We start from the raw sequence: 19,331 nt of genomic DNA, 5'->3' as shown, positions 1-19,331 counted from the left end.
GGCACCGGCGGCGTGGGCCGGGTCGGTCGCGGTGCGGTCAGAGCTCGAGCTGCGACAGCGCCGCCCAGCGGGGGTCGACGGGGTCGGGCTCGCACGAACAGGGGGCGGTGTTGCGGTCGGCGCCGCACTGCGGGCACAGTCCCGCGCAGTCGGGCCGGCAGAGGGGCGCGGCCGGGAGCTCGAGCAGCACGGCGTCCCGCACCGGGAGCCCGAGGTCGACGTGGTCGTGCTCGAGCGGGTACGTCTCGCCCTCGAGGGGGTCGGCCTCGAAGAGCTCCTGCAGCTCGCACCGCACGGACCCCTCGACCGGACCGAGGCACCGGCTGCACGCCGCCCGCCAGGGCGCCACCACCGCACCGCGCACGACGATCCCCTCGGGGACGCGCTCGAGCAGCACGTCGAGGGCGAGGGGCGCGTCGCCGGGGACGCTCGATCCGGAGACCGCGAGCCCGCTCACCCGGACCTCGAGCCGGAGCGTCCGGCGCGAGCCGGGGCGGTGGAGCAGGTCAGCGACGTTGGTGCGCAGGGAGGTCATGGGCGGGTCGCGGCGGGTGGCGAGACGCCGCGCGACCGCCCATCGTAGCAGGTGAGCGGCGATTTCCAGATCCTTCCAGCCGGGCGCGCGCGGGCCGCGCCGGGGCGGTCGCTAGGGCTGGTCCTGGTCGAAGAACGTCGACTCGGCGTGCTCCGCGTCGTCGTCCTCGGCGGGCAGGTCGACCACGACCTGGAGCCGCTGCCGCCCCTTCTGGACCGCCTGCATCGTCCGCTCGAGCACGACCTCGAACGAGGCGAGCCGCTGGTCGACGTAGTCCTCCGCCTCGTGGCGCAGGGCGCGGGCCGCGGCCTCGGCGTCGTCGACGAGCGCCTGGGCCCGGCGACGGGCCTCCCGCACGACCTCGGTGCGTTCGACCATCCGCTCGGCCTGCACCCGCCCGGCCTCGACGATGTCGTCGGCCTCGCGACGCGACTGCGCGAGGAACTCCTCGCGCTCCTTCAGCAGCCAGCGCGCCTGGCGCAGCTCCTCGGGCATGTTCGCGATCGCGTCCTCGAGCAGCGTGAGGATCTCGTCCCGGTTCACGAGCACCGACGCCGACATCGGCATCGAGCGACCACCTTCGACCAGGTCACGGATCCGCAGGAGCAGCGCCTCGGTGTCGTGCGCGCCGGTGTGCATGACGTGGTCACTCATCACGGGCACCACCGCCGAAGCGCTCGACCAGCCGCTTGGTCACGAGGGAGGGGACCATGCTCGAGACGTCGCCACCGAAGCGCGCGACCTCGCGCACGAGGCTCGACGAGAGGAAGGAGTACTGCGGGCTGGTCGAGATGAAGAACGTGTCGATCCCCGACAGGCTCTGGTTCATCTGTGCCATCTGCAGCTCGTAGTCGAAGTCCGACACCGCCCGGAGCCCCTTGACGATCGCGTCCGCGCCGTGCTCGGCCGCGAAGTCGACCAGGAGCCCCTTGAAGAACTCGATGCGGACGTTCGGGAGGTGCGCACACACCTCCCGGAGCATCTCCTGGCGCTCCTCCAGCGTGAACAGGGACTGTGCCTTCTGCGGGTTGCGGATGACGGCGACGATCACCTCGTCGAAGTGGCGCGCGGTCCGCTCGATGATGTCGACGTGCCCGTTGGTGACGGGGTCGAACGATCCTGGGCACAGCGCAGTTGCCACGGCGGGCGGTCTCCTCGTGGACGGCCGTGGTGGACGGCCGTGTCGATGGCCGCGTGGGATGGCCGGCCGCGGGCGACGCAGCGGCCGAGCCTGGTCACGGACCGACGATCCGCACGAGCGTATCCCCGTACGCGCGTTCCCATCGTGCTTCCCACCCGTCGACCAGCTGCGGGACGGGCGTCGACGCCGACTGCTCCACCACGACCGTCGCGGCCGGCGCCAACCATCCGGGCTGCGCGAGCGCGCCGAGCACGGACGTGATCTCGCGGGCGGGCGTATCGTACGGCGGGTCGAGCAGGACGAGATCGAACGGCGCCTGCTCGGGCGGGCTGTCGTGGACGAACCCTGCCACGGTGCGGCGTTGGGTGTGCGCCCGCTCGCGCATGCCGGTCGTGCGCAGGTTGGCTCGGATCGCGTCGACGGCTCGCGGGTCGCGGTCCACGAGGAGCGCCCGCGACGCCCCGCGTGAGAGCGCCTCGATCGCCAGCGCGCCACTTCCCGCGTAGAGGTCGAGCACGGACGCGTCGACGACACGGTCCGGGCCGAGCGCGGCGAACAACGCCTCCTTCACCCGGTCCGCGGTCGGCCGCGTGCGCGCGCCCTTCGGCGCGACGAGCGGCAGCCCGCCGGCCTCGCCCGCGACGACCCGCAACCCGCGCGGATGGGCCTGACGGTGGCGCGGCATGCACACGATCGTCGCGCCGGCTCGCGTTCCGTGAAGCGTCATGCACAGCATGTGGGCCTGACGCTTCACAGAACGGCGACGGCTCGCCGCTGCTCAGCTCTTGAAGAGGAACTCGACGTCGTCGCCGAGCAGGTCCTCGACCTCTTCCGCGAGCTGGCGGTTGCGGGCGAGCGTGGGGTCCTCGTCGAGGAGACGCTCCGCGACGGCGCGCGCCGCCTCCACGTACTTGACGTCGCGCGGGATGCGCCCGAGCTTGAGATCCCCGAGCCCGGCCTGACGCTCGCCGAACACCTCGCCGGCGCCGCGGATCTCGAGGTCGCGCTCGGCGAGCAGGAAGCCGTCGGTCGACTCCGCCATCGCGGCCATGCGGGCCTCGGAGTCCTTGGTGGTCGGGTCGGCGAACAGGAAGCACCACGACCTCCCTCCGCCGCGCCCGACGCGGCCCCGGAGCTGGTGGAGCTGCGAGAGCCCGAAGCGGTCGGCGTCCTCGATGATCATCACGGTCGCGTTCGGCACGTCGACACCGACCTCGATGACGGTCGTGGCCACGAGCACGTCGACCTCGCCGTCGCGGAACGCGGCCATTGCGGCCGCCTTCTCCTTCGCGGGGAGCTGCCCGTGCAGCAGACCGAGCCGCAGCCCGTGCAGGTCCTCCGCCGCGAGCCGTTCGAGCTCCTCGCTGGCGGCCTTCGCCTGCGTCCTGGGTGACCCCTCGACGAGCGGACACACGACGTACGCCTGCCTTCCCTGGGCGACCTCCTCGCGCAGCCGTTCGTACGCGGCCGCGCGCTCGAGCGGGTTCGGCCCGACGACGGTCGTGTCGATCGGTGTGCGTCCCGGCGGCATCTCGCGCAGCTCGGACTTGTCGAGGTCGCCGTAGACGAGCATCGCGGCCGTGCGCGGGATCGGCGTCGCCGTCATCACCAGCACGTCGGGCGTCGCGCCGTCACGACCGTCGCGCCCGAGATCGCGCAGCAGCGCGCGCTGCTCGACGCCGAACCGGTGCTGCTCGTCGATCACCGCGATCCCGAGGCGCGCGAACGGGAGGTCGCCGTAGATCAGCGCGTGCGTGCCGACGACGATGTCGACGGAGCCGTCTGCGAGCCCGTCGGCGAGTCGCCGCCGCTCCGCCGCGCCCGTGCGGTTCGTGAGCAACGCGGCCGTCACGGGGCGGTCGCCCGTGAGCGTCGCGTCGTCGCCGACGGTCAGCCCGTCGAGCAGGCGCGACACGACCGCGTGGTGCTGCTCCGCGAGCACCTCGGTCGGCGCCATCAGCGCGCCCTGGTAGCCGCCCTGCACGCCGGCGAGGAGCGCGGCGAGCGCGACGACGGTCTTGCCCGACCCGACGTCACCCTGCAGCAGCCGGTGCATCGGCGACGCCCCCGCCATGTCGGCGCGGATCTCGTCGATCGCGCGCCGTTGGTCGCGCGTCAACGCGAACGGCAGGGAGTCGAGGAAGCGCGTCACCAACGGCCCGTCGACGTCGTGCCGGATCCCCGACTGCTCCGCGTCGAGCGCGCGCTTGCGCGCCACCAAGCCCAGCTGCATGCGCAGGAACTCGTCGAACCGCAACCGGCGCTGTGCCTGCCGGGCGGTCTCCGTGCTGTCCGGTTGGTGGACCTGCCGGTACGACCAGTCGCGGTCGCGCAGCTTCAGCTCGGTGCGCACCGAGCTCGGCAACGGCTCGGCGATCTCGCCGACGGCGTCGAGCGTGCGACGCACCGCGTCGCGCAGCTGCCACGTGAACACCTCGGCCTTGCCGGACTGCGGGTAGACGGGCACGACCGTCGCCGTGTTCTCGCCCTCGCGTCCGAGCACGTCGACGACGGGGTTCGTCAGCTGGCGGCGGCCGCGGTACAGCTCGACCTTCCCGAAGAACGCGGCCTCCGTCCCGACCGGCAGCTGCTTCTCGCGCCACGGCTGGTTGAAGAACGTCACGTTGAGCGACGACGTGCCGTCGGTGATCGCGGCCTCGACGATCGCCCGGCGGTTGCGCGTCCGGCGCGACGAGATCCGACGCACCTCCGCGAACACCGTCGCCTCCTCGCCCTCCTGCAGCGCCGCGATCTCCGACTGGTTCGTCCGGTCGTGATAGCGGCGCGGGTAGTGCGTCAGGAGGTCGAGCGCGGTCTCGATCTCCATGATCGCCAGCCGCTCGCGCAGCCGCTCCCGGATCCCGACGTCGGACAGCGGCAGATGCGCGAGGTCCCGCAGTGTGCGCAAGCGCGCTACTCCACGCCGACGAGGTACGGGTACAGCGGTTGATCGCCCTGGTGGAACTCGACCTCGACGTGGGGGTGCGCGAGCGCGAGATGCTGCTCGATGCGCGACGCGTCCGCCTGACGCGCGTCTGCGCCGCACAGCACCGTGACCAGCTCGCTGTCGTCGTCGACGAGGTTGTCGAGCAGTGCGACGACGGCCTCCACCGGGGAGTGCGCGACGGCGCGGATGCCGTCGCGGTCGAGCGCGATCCAGTCGCCCGCACTGATCGCGCCCGCGTCGGAGCTGCCGTCCCGTACGGCCTGCGTGACCTCGCCCGAGCGCACGCGCTCGAGCGTCTGCTCCATCGCCTTGACGTTCGTGTCGAGCGGCGCGGCGCCGTCGTAGCAGACGAGTAGCGCGAGCCCTTCGACGACGGACGACGTCGGCACGACCGCGACCTCGCGCTCCGTGATCTCCGCGACCTGCCGAGCGACGGGGACGATGTTCTTGTTGTTCGGCAGGATGACGACGCTGCGCGCCGCGACGGATTCGACGGCGTCGAGGATCTGCTGCGTCGACGGGTTCATCGACTGCCCGCCGGCGACGACCGCCTGCACGCCGAGGCTCGAGTACAACCGGCGCACACCTTCGCCGACCGCGACCGCGACGACCGCGGTCGTGACCTCCTCGGGAGCGAAGGAGTGCGCGACCGCGCCCTCGCCATCATGCGCGTGCTCGCGCACCCACGACTCCTCCTCCACCTGCTCGTGCAGGTCGGTGACGCGGATCCGGCACGGACGCCCGGCCTCGATGCCCGCCTCGATCGCGGCGCCGATGTCGTTCGTGTGGACGTGGCAGTTCCACATCCCGTCCCCGCCGACGACGACGATCGAGTCGCCGATCGCGCCCCACGCGTCCTTGAACGCGGGAACCGTCTCGTCGGCGGCCTCGAGCAGGTACATCACCTCGTACCGCAACGACGACACGTCGTCGCCGCGCAGGTGCGCCTCGACCGCGGGCGGCGTGTGCACGACCTCGGGCTCGGGGATCGGCCGGCCGTCGGTCACCTCGAGGAGCGCGTCGAGGAGCAGCGTGAAGCCGCGCCCACCGGCGTCGACCACGCCCGCGCTCTTCAGGACGGGCAGCAGGTCGGGCGTGCGGGCGACGGCGTCGCGCGCCGCGGTCGCGCACCGGTCGAGCAGCGGGACGAGGTCGCCGGCGCCGTCGTCGTGGGCGGCCGCGGCGGCCTCGGCGACGCTGCGCACGACGGTGAGGATCGTGCCCTCGACCGGTCGCATGACGGCCTGGTACGCGGCGTCCGACGCGTGGCGGAACCCGGTCACCAGCGCGCCGGCGTCGACCGCGTCGAGATCGCGGAACGTGTCGGCGAGACCGCGCAGGATCTGCGACAGGATCACGCCCGAGTTCCCCCGCGCGCCCATGAGCGAGCCGTGCGCGATCGCGTGGCAGACCTCGGACATCGTGTCCGCGGTCCCGATCTCGTTCGTGACCGACTCGAGCGTCAGCGCCATGTTCGTACCGGTGTCGCCGTCGGGCACCGGGTAGACGTTGAGGCGGTTCAGCTCGTCCTGGTGCGCGCGCAACGCGTCACGGAAGCGGGTCACGACGGTGCGCAGGTCGCCGGCGCCGAGCCGTGCAAGCGCGGTCTCCGGTCGCGTCATGGGTCGAGCGTACCGCCGTGACCTGCAGCACGAATCGCCCACCGGGTGAGGCCTGCTAGCGTTGAGCGGTTCCCCGGGATCCCTCACGAGGTGTTCGGTCATGGCTTCCGTCTGCGACGTGTGCGGCAAGAGCCCGCGCTTCGGCATGCGCCTCAGCCACTCGCACCGTCGCACGAAGCGCCGCTGGAACCCGAACGTGCAGCGCGTGCGCGCCATCGTCGACGGCGCGCCGCGGCGGATCCACGTCTGCACCGCGTGCCTGAAGTCCGGCAAGGTGCAGAAGCCCGCTCGCTGACGGCGCGAGACGCGGTCGTGCAGGGCGTCGTCCGCGCGTACGACCCGGCGACCGGCGAGGGCGTCGTCGTCCGGGACACGGACCGCGCCGACCTGCTCCTCGCGCCCGGCGCGCTCGACGGATCGGTCCTGCGGTTCCTGCGCCAGGGTCAGCGGGTCGTCTTCGACCTCGACGACGACGGCCGGGCAACGCACGTGCGCCTCGGCTCCGAGCCCGACATGGGGCTCCCGACCGCGCGGGTCTGATCACCGCGAGCGGCCGTACCGGTCGCTCCGTTTGGGTACGTGTTCCTTACCGGTCCTAGACTTTTCGGTCTCCGGGCTCGTCTCCCGGGGGTCCCCGGCTCGGCAAAGGAGCACGCCGTGACATCGACGACCAACGTCACCACTGGGAACCGGAGGCTGCGGCAGTGGGTGGACGAGGTCGCCGAGCTGTGCCAGCCGGAGTCGATCCACTGGTGCGACGGTTCCGAGCGGGAGCGTGACCAGCTGTACGCGCAGCTCGTCGAGGCGGGGACGTTCGTCGAGCTCGACCCGGCCAAGCGCCCCGGCTCGTACTGGGCCGCGTCCGACCCGAGCGACGTCGCGCGCGTCGAGGGCCGCACGTTCATCTGCTCCGAGCGCCAGGAGGACGCGGGCCCGACGAACAACTGGGTCGACCCGAAGGAGATGCGCGCCAAGCTGCAGGAGCTGTTCCGCGGGTCGATGCGCGGCCGCACGATGTACGTCGTCCCGTTCAGCATGGGCCCGCTCGGGTCGCCGCTGTCCTACATCGGCGTCGAGATCACCGACTCCCCGTACGTCGCCGTCAGCATGCGGACGATGACCCGCATGGGCCAGGCCGCGCTCGACGTGCTCGGCGACGACGGCGAGTTCGTCCCCTGTCTGCACTCCGTCGGCGCGCCGCTCGCGCCCGGGGAGCAGGACGTGCCGTGGCCGTGCAACCCGGACGAGAAGTACATCGTCCACTTCCCCGAGACACGCGAGATCATGTCGTTCGGCTCGGGGTACGGCGGCAACGCGCTGCTCGGCAAGAAGTGCTTCGCGCTGCGCATCGCATCCGTGATCGCGCGCGACGAGGGTTGGCTCGCCGAGCACATGCTCGTGCTGAAGCTGACGAACCCGAAGGGCGTCACCCGCTACATCACCGCCGCGTTCCCGTCGGCGTGCGGCAAGACGAACCTCGCGATGCTCGTACCCACGCTCCCGGGCTGGAAGGTCGAGACGATCGGCGACGACATCGCGTGGATGAAGTTCGGCGAGGACGGCCGCCTGCACGCCATCAACCCTGAGTTCGGGTTCTTCGGTGTCGCGCCGGGAACGAACATGGAGACGAACCCGAACGCGATGCTCGGCGTGCGGGAGAACACGATCTTCACGAACACCGCGCTCACGGACGACCGTGACGTGTGGTGGGAGGGCATGACCGAGGAGCCGCCCGCGCACTGCACCGACTGGCAGCGCAACGAGTGGACGCCCGAGCGCGACACGCCGGCCGCGCACCCGAACTCTCGGTTCTGCTCGCCCGCGTCGCAGTGCCCCGTGATCGCGCCCGAGTGGGAGGACCCGAAGGGCGTCCCGATCTCGGCGATCCTGTTCGGCGGCCGTCGCCGTACGACCGTGCCGCTCGTGTACGAGTCACGCGACTGGAAGCACGGCGTGTTCATCGGCGCGTCGATGGGATCGGAGCGGACCGCGGCCGCGGTCGGCAAGGTCGGCGAGCTCCGCTTCGACCCGTTCGCGATGCTGCCGTTCTGCGGCTACCACATGGCCGACTACTTCGGTCACTGGCTGTCGATGACGGAACGGACGGACGAGTCGAAGCTGCCGCGCGTCTACGGCGTGAACTGGTTCCGCCGCGATGACGACGGCAACTTCCTCTGGCCCGGCTATGGCGAGAACTCACGCGTCCTCGCGTGGATCTTCGACCGCGTCGAGGGAACCGCCGGTGCACAGGAGACACCGATCGGCAACGTGCCGCGCGTCGAGGACCTCGACCTGAGTGGGCTCGACGTCTCGCACGACGCCGTCGCCGAGGCGCTGACCGTCGACCCCGAGGAGTGGCGCGAGCAGCTGCCACGCCTCGAGCAGCACTTCGACTCGTTCGGGGCGAAGCTCCCCGAGGCGATGCGCGACGAGCTCGGCGAGCTGAAGCGCCGGTTGGGCTGAGCGCCGCGCGCGGCGTCACGTCACCCAGTCACGCTTCGTCGAGCGCTGAGTCGGTCCGTGACCGACTCACGCTTCATCGAAGCGTGCGCGATGGCGGAATGGACGCTGGCGACCAGTTCGTCGGGCGCGTCGCGGACCTGATCCCACGTCACGGGGACGATCCGCCATCCCGCCGCCACCAGCCGCGCGGCACGGGCCCGGTCGTCGACGAACGCGCGACGCCCCGCGTGGAACAGGTACCCGTCGGCCTCGAGCGCGACCTGGCTGTCAGGCCACGCGAAGTCCAGACGAAACGTCGCACCGCCGACGCACACCGGGTGCTGCCGTACCGGACGCGGGAGATCGCTCGCGACGAGAACGCGCCACACGGCGGCCTCGAGCGCGGATTCCAGCGGCTCCGCACCGCGGCCCCGTTCCTCCAGCAGCCGGCGCAACGTGGGCGTGCCGGGCCGACCTGTTCCACCGAGGTCGTCGAGACGCCACGCGACGAACGCAGACTTGGTGAGCCTCGCTCGCAACGCGGATTCCAGCGCGCGCTCGAGCGCGCTCGAGTCGACCGCACCGGCGAGATCGATCAACGTCCGTGCCGCGCTCGTCGTCGGAACGCCGTGCACGACGTCGCGGTCCACCGCCGGCAGCGTCCTGGCGCGATGCACGACGATCGACTCGTGCCGCGGCGATCGTCCTTCGGGAACGGTGACGTGGACCCGCGTCGTCCCGACACCGTCGAGTCGCCACAGGACCGCGGCGGCCTCGTGGGAAACCACCGCGCCGTCGCCGGCCCACAGCGTCGCGGCCATCGCGGCCTGCCGTCCCCGTTCGGGCGCTCCCGCGATCCGGTACACGCGGGGCAGGACCCGGTCCCAGCGTCCGTTCCGGACCCGGGCCGCGATCGCGTCGGCGTCGAAGCCGAGCCGGTGCGCCTGCGCGACGCCGATCACACCGTGCTGCACGGCCGCGAGCCGAGCTGCCGCCCGGTCGCGCGTCCTCCGGGCGTTGGATGCCTCCTGCGGTCTCATGCGCCCCATCGAAGCGCGGGCGTATGTCACTCACGCTTCGTCGAGCGCTGAGTCGGTCCCTGACCGACTCACGCTTCATCGAAGCGTCGAAGGCCGGCTCGGCGCGCGCGTCGCGGCGACCGCATACGATCCGCGCCAACCCGCGCGGATCGGAGGTCGCATGACAGTCCGGGCGTACGTGCTGATCCAGACCGAGGTCGGGCGCGCCGCGCACGTCGCCGCGGAGGTGCGCCGCCTCGACGGCGTCGTCGCGGCCGACGACGTGACCGGCCCCTACGACGTCGTCGTGTCGACCGAGGCGAACACCATGGACGACCTCGGGAAGATGGTCGTCTCGCAGATCCAGGCCGTCGAGGGCATCACGCGCACGCTCACCTGCCCGGTCGTGCAGCTGTAGCGACGCTCGCAGTCAGTCGAGCGCGAGACGGGCGGCGCCTGCGAACAGCCACTCGGCCACGCGCACGTCGTCGGTGACGACCGCTCCGGAGCGCGTCAGGTCCGAGCGGTTCGCCGCCACCCGGCAGAACGCGGCGGCGTCGACGACGACCCGCGAGGCGAACGCCACACGCGGACGTGCGCGCGACGCGTCACCGCGGAGCGCGACGTCCCACGTTCCCCCGCCGGCGCCCGTCAGGACGAGCCGTGCGGTCACGTCCGGTGCATCGCTGCCCGCGAGCGCGACGCCGAGCGGCAGCAGGCCGGTCGCGAGACCCGTCATCCGTGTCAGCGTCCCGGGCTCGGGGTCGGCGACGGCGCGACCGGTTGCCCGCCGCACGTCCTCGTCGTGGGTCCAAAGCTCGAACGCGCGCGCGACGAGCAGCTCGTCGAGCGGCAGGGCGATGCCGTGGAACCGCACGTCCCGCGCGGCATCGGCACGAGCGTCGAGCAGCGACAGCGTGTGCGCGAACGTGGTGGTCCAGTCGTCGCGCGTGTCGCTCGGGGACCGACCCGCCTGCGCGAGCGCGGTCGCCTGTGTCGCCTCGACGTGGTCCGCGTCGCCGACCGACATGTCGCCCTGGAGCATCGCCGCGAAGTCGCGTTCGACGCCGATCAGGTGACCGACCAGGCCCGAGACGTCGAGGTCCCGGACGGTCGGGCGCGTCCACTCGTCGTCGTCGAGCTCGCCGAGCAGCGCGGCGAGCCGGTCGCCCATGCGCCGGAAGGCGGTCGCACCCGTGACGCGGTCGACGGGGTCGGTCGTGAACCCGGGCGCACGTCCGTCGGTCGCGGCGTCGAGGACGCGGTCGCGCAGCCCGCCGGCAGGCGTCTGGGCGTCCGCCTCGGCGAGCGCGTAGTGCAGCTCCGTGAGGAGGTCCGTCGCGGACGGGTTCGCGCTCACACCGTCTCCAAGGTCAAGGGACCGAGCCAGTCCCGCAGCTTCGCCTGCGCGAGTCGCAACCGCGACTTGACGGTCCCCTCGGGGATCTCCAGCGCGGCCGCCACCTCGGGGTGGGTCATGCCGTGCCAGAACGCGAGCTCGATCGCGCGGCGCTGGTCCTCCGGGAGGCGCTCGATCGCGCACCGGACGGTCTCCGCGACCGCGGTCGCATCGGCGACGTCGCGCCACTCCGCGGGCACGCCGGCTGCCTCGAACACGTCTTCGCGTGCCTGGCGTCGCGCCGACGAGCGGACGGCGTCGACGGCCCGCCGGTGTGCGAGCACGCCGAGGAAGGTCCGCAACGACGCCCGGTCGGGGTCGTAGCGGTCGGGCTGGCTCCAGAGCGCCGTGAACACCTCCTGGACGACGTCCTCGGCCGCGGCGGTGCTGCCCGTCACGCGTCGCGCCTGACCCAACACGAACGCTCCGTGCCGGTCGAAGACCTCGGCGAGCGCGCTGTCGTCACCGGCACGCAGACGCTCGGCGAGGAGCCGGTCCTGCACGCCGGCAATGTAGCGCCCGATCTCCTCGACCAACACGCCCGTGATTCGTCGCGGCCCGGTGATCCGGATTCATCGGGCGCGACGAACTGGATCGCGACTGCACCGTCAACCGGCAGGAGCGAGGAGGCAGGGAATGGGCATCGTCACGGCCGTCGAATCGGACGTGCTGCACGTGGTCGGGGACCGCGTGCGGGTCCTCGTGGAGGGCCGGGACTCCGGCGACACGTTCGAGATGTTCGAGGTGACGGGCGACGCGGGGTCGGGCCCGCCCCCGCACGCGCACCCGTGGATCGAGACCTACCTCGTGCTCGAGGGGAACGTGCTCGTCGAGATCGGCGACGAGCAGACGATCGCCGAGCCCGGGACGTCGGCGATCGTCCCGGCGGGCACGGTGCACCGCTTCGAGATCGCGACCGAGACCGCGCGCTTCATCGTGGCGACGACCGGAGCGGGCGCGTCGCGGTTCTTCCGCGACATGTCGGCGAACGCGCCGGGCGCGCCGACGCCCGAGAACCTTCCCGGCATCGTCGAGGTCGCGAAGCGCAACGGGCTCACGTCACCGCTGTTCTGATCAGCAGGGGGAACGACATGGCAGAGGCACTCATCCTCGAGTTCACCGGCATCGGCAAGAGCGAGTACGACGCCGTCAACGAGAAGCTCGGGATCGACATGACGAACGGATCGGGCGACTGGCCGCGCGGTCTGCTGATGCACGCCGCCGGCACCGAGGACGGCGGGAAGTTCGTCGTCAGCGAGGTGTGGGCATCGCGCGCCGACCAGGAGACGTTCATGAGCCAACGGCTCGGTGCTGCGCTCGCGGCGGGCGGCGTGACGTCGGCACCGGCGGTGACGTGGGTGCGGCTGCTCGCGTACCACACGCCAGGGAGCTGACCGCTTCCCCGCTCACAGGCCTCGCTCAGCGCTGCTTGCCGGCGCGCTCGGAGCGGCGGGCGTGACGTTCGATCGCGAGCTCCACGAGGCGGTCGAGCAACTTGGGATACGGCACGCCGGACAGCTCCCACAGCCGCGGGTACTGCGAGATGGGCGTGAAGCCGGGAATCGTGTTGAGCTCGTTGACGAGGAACCCGCGCCGCTCCTCGAGGAAGAAGTCGACGCGCGCCATCGCGTCGCACCGGCACGCCTCGAACGCGCGGACCGCGAGCGTGCGGACCTCGTCCCGCTGCTCCGCCGTGATCGGGGCGGGCGCGATCAGCTGCGCGGCGTCGGTCTCGTACTTGTCGGCGTAGCTGTAGAACTCGTCGCCGGGGACGATCTCGCCCGCCTCGGACGCCTCGGGCGGGTCGTCGCCGAGGATCCCGACCTCGATCTCGCGTCCGTCGACGAACTCCTCGACGAGGCCCCACTCGTCGTACGCGAGCGCGACGTCCAACGCAGCACGGAGCTGCGCGCGGTCGTGTGCCTTCGACACGCCGACGGACGAACCCATGTTGGCGGGCTTCACGAAGCACGGGTACCCGAGCTCGCTCTCGACGCGCGCCACGAGCGTGTCGTCGACGTGCGAGTCGCGGAAGGGGACGAAGCGCGCCGTCGCGAGCCCGCATGCGACGAACGCTCGCTTCATCATCACCTTGTCCATGCCGACCGCCGAGCCGAGCACGCCCGACCCGACGTACGGGAGGTCGGCCAGCTCGAGCAGTCCCTGGACCGTCCCGTCCTCGCCGTACGGCCCGTGCAGCATCGGGATCACGACGTCGACGTCGAGCGCGCCCGCGGCGCGGGTGCCGCCACCGACGGACGTCGCCGGCACCTCGTCACCGCCGACGTCGAACGCCGCCGGCAGCGCCGCCGGACCGGCCTGGATCGCACGGCGCGCGTCGTCCGCAAGGAGCCAGCGACCGTCCTTCGTGATCGCGATGGGCACGACGTCGTAGCGAGTCGGGTCGAGCGCGCGCGCGACCGCGACGGCCGTCACGCGCGAGACGTCGTGCTCGGCCGAACGGCCGCCGTAGAGGAGCAGCACCCGCGTGCGCCGGGCCGCCATCACACGACCTGCAAAACCGCGCGTATGCCGAGCCCCATGATGAACAGCCCGACGAGCCCGTAGAACATCTCGTGACGGCCGCGCATCGAGTCGCGGTACTGGTACGCGAGGCCGATCGTGAGGAACACGAGGAACCCGTAGAACATGTGGAGCTTGAACTTCGTCCCGCCTGCGGTCGCGTACTGGTTGTGCGCCGCGACGACGATCGCGCCGATGATCACCTGCAGGAGGATCGCGCCCTCGGCGACGATCGTCGCGATCCACACCCAGCGGCCGCGGTAGCGACGCCACCTCCACGCGACGAGCGCGATCACACCGGCGATCGCGTTGAGCCCGATCGCGACGTAGCCCCACTTGCGGTGGAATGCGAGCAGCGCGTCGATCACGGCAAGCGCGTCAGAGGACGGCGTCGTCCGACGTCTCGGCGAACGGGGACGCGTCGCCGCGCAGCAGGTTCTTCAGCACCTTGCCGGCCGGGTTGCGCGGCAGCGGCGTGTCGCGCAGCTCGACGTACGCGGGAACCTTGAAGTCGGCGAGACGCCGTCGGCAGAAGTCGCGCAGCTCCTCGGGCGTCGTGGTCGCGCCGGGGCGGAGCTGCACCACGGCCATGACCTCCTCGCCCAGCTCCTTGTGCGGCACGCCGACGACCGCCGCGTCGACGACGTCCGGGTGCGCGAACAGCACGTTCTCGACCTCGACGCAGGCGATGTTCTCGCCGCCCCGGATGATCATGTCCTTCGCCCGGTCGACCAGGTACAGGAACCCGTCGTCGTCGAGCCGGCCGATGTCGCCGCTGTGGAACCAGCCGTCCGTCAGGATCTCCGCGGTCGCGTCCGGCCGGTTCCAGTAGCCGCGCATCATCACCGTCGGGCCCTTGATCCAGACCTCGCCCGTCTCGCCCGTCGACACGTCCTCGTGGGTGTGCATGTCGACGATGCGCAGCTCGACCGTGGGGACCGCGCGCCCCACCGACCCGGGGTGCGAGAGGTAGTCGTCGCCACCGTTGATCGTCGCGACGGACGCCGTCTCCGTGAGCCCGTACGCGGTCGTCAACGTCGACCGCACGCGTGGGAACGCCTCCTTGATCCGCTGCACGAGCTCGGGCGCGGCCGGTGCACCGCCGTAGCTGATGCGCGTCACGGACGACAGGTCGTGCTCGGCGAAGTCGGGGGACTCGATGATCCGCCACATGATCGTCGGGACGCCGCCGATGCCCGTGACGCGCTCGCGCTCGATGACCTCCATCGCGCGCGCAGGGTCGAAGCGACCGGGGACCATGAGCACGAGCTTCGCGCCCGTCGCGTACGCGAGGACCATCGTCGCGAGGCAGCCGGTGACGTGGAACAACGGGACGACGAGCAGCGTCGCGCTCTGACCCCGGTCCTCGGAGAGCTCGGGCGGCGCGTTCCCGCGCATCGCGTCCGCGACCGCGTTGCAGAAGATGTTCTGCAGGTTCGCGAGCGCCTGGCGGTGCGTGACGGTCGCGCCCTTCGGGCGCCCCGTCGTTCCCGACGTGTACATGATGGCGAGGACGTCGTCCTCGGCGATCGGCACGTCCGGCAGCTCGCCCGGGTCGGGGCCGTGGAACAGCTCGGAGGCGGGCCGGGCCCGCCCGTCGGCGGCGTCTCCGTCCATCACGAAGACGTGACGGACCGAGTCCGTGCGTTCGACGACATCGCGCACGACGTCCCAGCGGCGCGCGTCCGTGACGAGCACGACCGAACCGGAGTCGTCGAGCGCGAACTCGAGCTCCTCCGCCTTCCACCACGCGTTCAGCGGGACGATCACCGCGCCGAGCACCGCGGCGGCCCAGAACGTCACGACCCAGTCGATCGTGTTCGCGGACAGCAGCGCCACGCGGTCGCCCGGCCCGACGCCGAGCTCCTGCAACCGCGCCGCGGTCGCACGCACGCGCGCGTTGTGGTCACCGTACGTGAGACGCTCGTCGCCCTGGACGAGGAAGTCGACGTCCGTCCTCGCCCCGGCCGCGGTCACGAGCTCGCGCACCGAGCGCATGCGCGACTTGTAGACCTGCAGCGGCACGCCCAAGACGTCCTCGGTGACGATCTCGAACGCGCCGCCGGGGCCAGTGAGCTGCTCGAGCGGGTCGGGCGCGCGCGCCGCGCTGTCGGTGTCCGTCGTGGCGTCGTCGGTCACGACGCCCGAGCCTATGTTCCTTGGTCGCTTCGGCACCGCCGCCCGGTCTCCGACCACGGCGGCACCTCAGCTCCGACAGGTTCCGTGGTCGTCTCGGCACCGCCGCCCGGTCTCCGACCACGGCGGCACCTCAGCTCCGACAGGTTCCGTGGTCGCTTCGGCACCGCCGCCCGGTCTCCGACCACGGCGGCACCTCAGCTCCGACAGGTGGCAGTGGTCAGGCTTCTTCGTGCTGGACGACGTCGAACTGCCACAGCTCGCTCCCCGTCCCGACCGGGCCGTGCGTGGCGTGGGCACGGTGCCCGTGCTGGAACGCGGGACCGGTCAGCCAGGCCTGGAAGTCGTCCTCGGACCGCCACCGTGTGTACACGAGGAAGACGTCACGATCGTCGGTCGGGCGCAGGAGCTCGAACGCCTCGAAGCCCGGCATCTTCGACACCTCACCGGCCCGGGCCGCGAACCGTTCGACCAGCTCGTCCGCGCGCTCACGCGGCACGGTGATCGCATTGATCTTGACGACGCTCATACCTGCAGGTTCTACACGCCGTGCGTCGATCGCGTGGGACGGGAGATCAGCTCACGGCGCGGAACGTGTAGTGGATCGTCGAGAACTGTCCCTCGAGCGACGGTACCGAGCCGGCGAGCCGGAGCGTGACGCGCAGGTAGTTGTGCGCGCCCGGGCCGAGCGCGAGGCCGGGCAGCGTCGTCTCGGCGATCACGACGGGGCGGGAGCCGAGCACGATCGTCGTCGTCCCGCCGCACGTGTAGCTGTACGGCGTCCCGGTGTCCGGGCCGCCCGACTCCGTCCACGGGACGCTGCAGCGGTCGACCACCAGCTGCAGCCCGTTCACGCGATCGGTGTCGAGGTGCGAGCTCGGTGACGCGACCGTCCGCAACGTGACGGCCTGCAGCGCGCGCCGGCCCGTGTTCGTGACGTCGACGACGCGCTCTGCGGCGTCGCCCGCAGCCAGATCGAGCGCCGCCGTGCCGAGCCGGTCGTTCGGCGCGTTCACCGCGACGGGGCCGAGCGTCGAGATGCCCGAGGCAGTCGCGGTCGCGCGTGTGCTCCCCGCGAACACCTCCTCCGCCCGGGTCCCGACGAGCGCGAGCGCGAGACTGCACACCGCGAAGCCGAGCAGGACCCATTCCGCGATCCGGCGCGCCGCCGAGACCGGGCGCGCGTCACCCGTCTCGCGCGGAGCCGCTCCTCGCGCCGTCCTCGACACGGTTCTCATCGCCCGGTCCGGTCCGGGGATGAGGGTTCCGAACGAAGTCAGGCGGGCGAGACGATCTCGCGCACCTCGTTCGACGTCGTGATCACCACGTCGCCCGAGGAGAGCACCGCGAGGTCGACGGGCGCGGCAACGGCTGCAGCCCGGTCGTAGCCGTTGTCACCGGTCGAGCCGTTCGTCCCCGTTCCCGCGAGCTGCGACACCGAGGCCCCGCTCACGAGCCGGACGCAGTTGTTCGACGCGTCGGCGATCACGACGCGGCCGGACGCGTCCACGGCGACGCCCGACGGTGCGCTGAGCGCGACCGACGACGCCGAGCCCGAGAAGCTGCACGTGCTCGTGCCACCGCCTCCCGCGACCTGCGCGACGTTCGCTCCGGACACCACGCGGACGCAGTTGTTCGCGGTGTCCGCGACGTACACCTTGCCGGCGGAGTCGACCGCGATGCCCGTGGGGTTGCTGAGCGCGACACCGGTCGCGGCCCCCGAGTAGCCGCACGTCGACGACGAGCCGCCGCCCGCGACGAACGCCATCGTCGAGCCGGTCACCTTGCGCACGCAGTTGTTGGTCGCGTCGGCGATGTAGACGGTGCCGGATGCGTCGACCGCGAGCGCGGCCGGTCGGCGCAGGAGGTAGCTCGTCGCCGGCCCGCTGCTGTTGCACGTCGACGTCGAACCCCCTCCCGCGAGCGGCGCGATCGTGCTCCCGGACAGCTTGCGCACGCAGTTGTTGTTCGTGTCGGCGATGTACACGTTGCCCGACGAGTCGACCGCGACACCGCTCGGGCGCGCGAGCCCGACCGACGTGGCGGCACCCGTGAAGCTGCACGACGTCGATCCGCCACCGCCCGCCACCGTCGTCACGACGCCCGTCGTCGCGTCGATGCGACGAATCCGGTTGTTGCTGGTGTCGGCGACGTACACGTCGCCGGCGGCGTCGGACGCGATTCCCGACGGGGCCTTGAACTTCGCGCTCGTGGCGGGGCCTCCGTCACCCGAGAAGCCTGACGACGTCGAGCCCGCGATCGTCGTGATGACGTCCGAGCAGTCCGTCGTCGCGACCTCGTTCGACGCCGGGCTGGTCCACGAGCTCGGCTTGTGCGTCGCGGTCACCGTGTAGTACCGGAGCGTGGGTGGTGAGGGGTTGGTGTCGTCGGTCGTCGTCGACGTCGCGCCCGACGTGCTCGTGAGCAACGCGTAGCCACTTCCGCTCGTGTTGCTGCGCGACACGTCGTAGCCGAGCGCGAACGTCGGAGACGTGTTCGTCCACGTCAGCCGGACGTCGTTCGATCCGACCCATGCACACGACAGCGGCGACGGTGCGGCGAGCACGCCGGTCGCGTACGTGACGCCCGAGACCGTCGCGGTGCCGGTGAACATCCCGAACGCGCTCGGCGCCGCGACGACGACGGCGAGCGCAGCGCTGGTCGCCGTCGCGCGCGCGAACCGGTGGACGAGCACCGCCCGCGCACGTCGGCGTGCGGCGCGGCTGCGACGCTCGCGGTTCCACGCGTCGCGCCACGCCCGGCCGGCCAGCGCGGCGACGAGCGGAGCCGCGGCGAGCAGGACGAGCACGACGTCGACGTCGCGTCGAGCGAGGAACAGGTACACGCGCCCCATCCCGGGGACGACGTGACGCGCCGTCCACACGTCGTCCCCCGCGGGGTGCACGAGCCACGGGTCGGGCGCCGGGTTGGCGTCGCCCTTCGTGACGAACGACCGGGCGCGACCGCGGCCCGTCACGCCCTCGACCCGGTGAACGACCAGAGGGCGCGCGGGCGTGGACGCCGGGGCGGACGAAGCCGACGCGCGAGCAGCCACCGGGACGTGGAACAGGATCACCGTTCCCACACGAACGTCGCGGACCGGGACTCGCTGCTCGACGACGAGCGACCCGGTCGGGACCGCCGCGCCCATGGAACCGGACCGGACGGGAACCAGGCGGCGTCCCGTCAGGTGCGCGGCGACGATCGCGACCGCGAACAGCGAGCACGCGGCGACGAGTGCCGCGGTGACGACCGCGAACGCGATCCGGGCGTGCGCGAGCGCGCGATGCGCGCTCCTACGCCGGCTGCCCGTTGCGCTGCGTTGCGGTGAACGCATAGTTGATGACCGACGACTGGTTCTGGAACGTGTTCCCCGCTGTCGACGGCAGGGTCAACGTCACGCGCAGGTAGTTGTCGGTGTTCGCAGTCAACGTCAGGTTGCTCAACGCGATCCCCGCACCGATCACCGCACGACTCGCCACCACCGAGCTCGTCGTCCCCGAGCACGTGTAGGTGTACGGGGTCGCCGACTCCGTCCACGCCACCGAGCACCGATCGATCACCATC

At 71.8% G+C, this 19,331-nt stretch carries 22 protein-coding genes; 6 read left to right on the top strand and 16 right to left on the bottom strand.

Annotated features, from left to right (window positions below):
* Positions 1–37: 37 nt before the first annotated feature.
* From VFC33_02600 to VFC33_02575, 6 genes are all read right to left on the bottom strand, one after another.
* Positions 38–535 (bottom strand): DUF177 domain-containing protein, encoded by a 498-nt coding sequence (locus tag VFC33_02600; protein HZR12119.1) that lies wholly within the window; start codon positions 533–535, stop codon positions 38–40.
* Between the two features lie 111 nt (positions 536–646).
* Complete coding sequence (locus tag VFC33_02595) at positions 647–1,189, bottom strand: ATPase (GenBank protein HZR12118.1); 543 nt, start codon at positions 1,187–1,189, stop codon at positions 647–649.
* A complete protein-coding gene (gene coaD, locus VFC33_02590) occupies positions 1,182–1,676 on the bottom strand; it encodes a pantetheine-phosphate adenylyltransferase (GenBank protein ID HZR12117.1) in 495 nt (164 codons plus the stop codon). Before coaD ends, VFC33_02595 begins: the two co-directional genes overlap by 8 nt.
* A 94-nt stretch (positions 1,677–1,770) precedes the next feature.
* On the bottom strand, positions 1,771–2,361 hold the full coding sequence (gene rsmD / locus VFC33_02585; protein HZR12116.1) for a 16S rRNA (guanine(966)-N(2))-methyltransferase RsmD: 591 nt from the start codon (positions 2,359–2,361) through the stop codon (positions 1,771–1,773).
* Positions 2,362–2,454: 93 nt separating this feature from the next.
* A complete protein-coding gene (gene recG / locus VFC33_02580; GenBank protein HZR12115.1) occupies positions 2,455–4,584 on the bottom strand; it encodes an ATP-dependent DNA helicase RecG in 2,130 nt (709 codons plus the stop codon).
* A gap of 5 nt (positions 4,585–4,589) precedes the next feature.
* On the bottom strand, positions 4,590–6,245 hold the full coding sequence (locus tag VFC33_02575) for a DAK2 domain-containing protein (protein ID HZR12114.1): 1,656 nt from the start codon (positions 6,243–6,245) through the stop codon (positions 4,590–4,592).
* 100 nt (positions 6,246–6,345) lie between these two features.
* Here VFC33_02575 and rpmB point away from each other — a divergent pair, with 100 nt between their 5' ends.
* The 3 genes from rpmB to VFC33_02560 all read left to right on the top strand — a co-directional run bounded on the left by rpmB (position 6,346) and on the right by VFC33_02560 (position 8,708).
* Positions 6,346–6,540, top strand: coding sequence for a 50S ribosomal protein L28 (gene rpmB / locus VFC33_02570; protein ID HZR12113.1), 195 nt, complete (start codon positions 6,346–6,348; stop codon positions 6,538–6,540).
* Between the two features lie 17 nt (positions 6,541–6,557).
* Positions 6,558–6,785, top strand: coding sequence for a cold-shock protein (locus tag VFC33_02565; protein ID HZR12112.1), 228 nt, complete (start codon positions 6,558–6,560; stop codon positions 6,783–6,785).
* A gap of 117 nt (positions 6,786–6,902) precedes the next feature.
* Positions 6,903–8,708 (top strand): phosphoenolpyruvate carboxykinase (GTP), encoded by a 1,806-nt coding sequence (locus tag VFC33_02560; GenBank protein ID HZR12111.1) that lies wholly within the window; start codon positions 6,903–6,905, stop codon positions 8,706–8,708.
* A 20-nt stretch (positions 8,709–8,728) separates the two neighbouring features.
* Here VFC33_02560 and VFC33_02555 read toward each other — a convergent pair whose 3' ends face one another.
* Positions 8,729–9,727: a DUF559 domain-containing protein gene (locus tag VFC33_02555; protein HZR12110.1), complete on the bottom strand. Its 999-nt coding sequence runs from the start codon at positions 9,725–9,727 to the stop codon at positions 8,729–8,731.
* A 160-nt stretch (positions 9,728–9,887) separates the two neighbouring features.
* Between VFC33_02555 and VFC33_02550 the strand changes: the two genes are divergently transcribed.
* Positions 9,888–10,124: an Lrp/AsnC ligand binding domain-containing protein gene (locus VFC33_02550; GenBank protein ID HZR12109.1), complete on the top strand. Its 237-nt coding sequence runs from the start codon at positions 9,888–9,890 to the stop codon at positions 10,122–10,124.
* A 12-nt stretch (positions 10,125–10,136) separates the two neighbouring features.
* Here the strand turns inward: VFC33_02550 and VFC33_02545 are convergent, their stop codons facing one another.
* Both VFC33_02545 and VFC33_02540 read right to left on the bottom strand, forming a co-directional pair.
* The gene (locus tag VFC33_02545) at positions 10,137–11,066 is read right to left on the bottom strand and encodes a maleylpyruvate isomerase family mycothiol-dependent enzyme (protein ID HZR12108.1); all 930 of its coding nucleotides are present in this window, start codon (positions 11,064–11,066) and stop codon (positions 10,137–10,139) included.
* A complete protein-coding gene (locus tag VFC33_02540) occupies positions 11,063–11,608 on the bottom strand; it encodes a sigma-70 family RNA polymerase sigma factor (GenBank protein ID HZR12107.1) in 546 nt (181 codons plus the stop codon). Before VFC33_02540 ends, VFC33_02545 begins: the two co-directional genes overlap by 4 nt.
* Before the next feature lie 133 nt (positions 11,609–11,741).
* Between VFC33_02540 and VFC33_02535 the strand changes: the two genes are divergently transcribed.
* Both VFC33_02535 and VFC33_02530 read left to right on the top strand, forming a co-directional pair.
* Positions 11,742–12,179, top strand: a complete 438-nt coding sequence (locus VFC33_02535; protein HZR12106.1) for a cupin domain-containing protein — start codon at positions 11,742–11,744, stop codon at positions 12,177–12,179.
* 17 nt (positions 12,180–12,196) lie between these two features.
* A complete protein-coding gene (locus tag VFC33_02530) occupies positions 12,197–12,499 on the top strand; it encodes a hypothetical protein (protein HZR12105.1) in 303 nt (100 codons plus the stop codon).
* Positions 12,500–12,524: 25 nt separating this feature from the next.
* Here VFC33_02530 and VFC33_02525 read toward each other — a convergent pair whose 3' ends face one another.
* From VFC33_02525 to VFC33_02495, 7 genes are all read right to left on the bottom strand, one after another.
* A complete protein-coding gene (locus VFC33_02525; protein ID HZR12104.1) occupies positions 12,525–13,610 on the bottom strand; it encodes a D-alanine--D-alanine ligase family protein in 1,086 nt (361 codons plus the stop codon).
* Complete coding sequence (locus tag VFC33_02520) at positions 13,610–13,996, bottom strand: hypothetical protein (protein HZR12103.1); 387 nt, start codon at positions 13,994–13,996, stop codon at positions 13,610–13,612. Before VFC33_02520 ends, VFC33_02525 begins: the two co-directional genes overlap by 1 nt.
* A 10-nt stretch (positions 13,997–14,006) precedes the next feature.
* A complete protein-coding gene (locus VFC33_02515; GenBank protein ID HZR12102.1) occupies positions 14,007–15,767 on the bottom strand; it encodes a class I adenylate-forming enzyme family protein in 1,761 nt (586 codons plus the stop codon).
* Between the two features lie 217 nt (positions 15,768–15,984).
* Positions 15,985–16,293 carry an antibiotic biosynthesis monooxygenase gene (locus VFC33_02510; protein ID HZR12101.1) on the bottom strand — a complete coding sequence of 103 codons (309 nt, stop codon included), beginning with the start codon at positions 16,291–16,293 and terminating at the stop codon, positions 15,985–15,987.
* A 46-nt stretch (positions 16,294–16,339) separates the two neighbouring features.
* Positions 16,340–16,993: a hypothetical protein gene (locus VFC33_02505; protein HZR12100.1), complete on the bottom strand. Its 654-nt coding sequence runs from the start codon at positions 16,991–16,993 to the stop codon at positions 16,340–16,342.
* 47 nt (positions 16,994–17,040) lie between these two features.
* Positions 17,041–19,101, bottom strand: a complete 2,061-nt coding sequence (locus tag VFC33_02500) for a signal peptidase I (protein HZR12099.1) — start codon at positions 19,099–19,101, stop codon at positions 17,041–17,043.
* Positions 19,061–19,331, bottom strand: a 271-nt coding sequence (locus tag VFC33_02495; protein ID HZR12098.1) for a hypothetical protein, incomplete at its 5' end; no start/stop codon positions are given. The genes VFC33_02500 and VFC33_02495, both read right to left, overlap by 41 nt.

The sequence above is a fragment of the Acidimicrobiia bacterium genome, assembly GCA_035651955.1.
Taxonomy (GTDB): domain Bacteria; phylum Actinomycetota; class Acidimicrobiia; order IMCC26256; family JAMXLJ01; genus JAMXLJ01.
The sequence above is the reverse complement of the archived record's forward strand: the minus strand, read 5'-3'. Positions and strand labels throughout refer to the sequence as shown.

Coding starts and splice junctions, on each gene's coding strand:
- VFC33_02600 (HZR12119.1), bottom strand. CDS start 535: ATGACCTCCCTGCGCACCAACGTCGCTGACCTGCTCCACCGCCCCGGC.
- VFC33_02595 (HZR12118.1), bottom strand. CDS start 1,189: ATGAGTGACCACGTCATGCACACCGGCGCGCACGACACCGAGGCGCTG.
- rsmD (HZR12116.1), bottom strand. CDS start 2,361: ATGCCGCGCCACCGTCAGGCCCATCCGCGCGGGTTGCGGGTCGTCGCG.
- VFC33_02575 (HZR12114.1), bottom strand. CDS start 6,245: ATGACGCGACCGGAGACCGCGCTTGCACGGCTCGGCGCCGGCGACCTG.
- rpmB (HZR12113.1), top strand. CDS start 6,346: ATGGCTTCCGTCTGCGACGTGTGCGGCAAGAGCCCGCGCTTCGGCATG.
- VFC33_02555 (HZR12110.1), bottom strand. CDS start 9,727: ATGAGACCGCAGGAGGCATCCAACGCCCGGAGGACGCGCGACCGGGCG.
- VFC33_02550 (HZR12109.1), top strand. CDS start 9,888: ATGACAGTCCGGGCGTACGTGCTGATCCAGACCGAGGTCGGGCGCGCC.
- VFC33_02535 (HZR12106.1), top strand. CDS start 11,742: ATGGGCATCGTCACGGCCGTCGAATCGGACGTGCTGCACGTGGTCGGG.
- VFC33_02530 (HZR12105.1), top strand. CDS start 12,197: ATGGCAGAGGCACTCATCCTCGAGTTCACCGGCATCGGCAAGAGCGAG.
- VFC33_02525 (HZR12104.1), bottom strand. CDS start 13,610: ATGGCGGCCCGGCGCACGCGGGTGCTGCTCCTCTACGGCGGCCGTTCG.
- VFC33_02510 (HZR12101.1), bottom strand. CDS start 16,293: ATGAGCGTCGTCAAGATCAATGCGATCACCGTGCCGCGTGAGCGCGCG.
- VFC33_02500 (HZR12099.1), bottom strand. CDS start 19,101: ATGCGTTCACCGCAACGCAGCGCAACGGGCAGCCGGCGTAGGAGCGCG.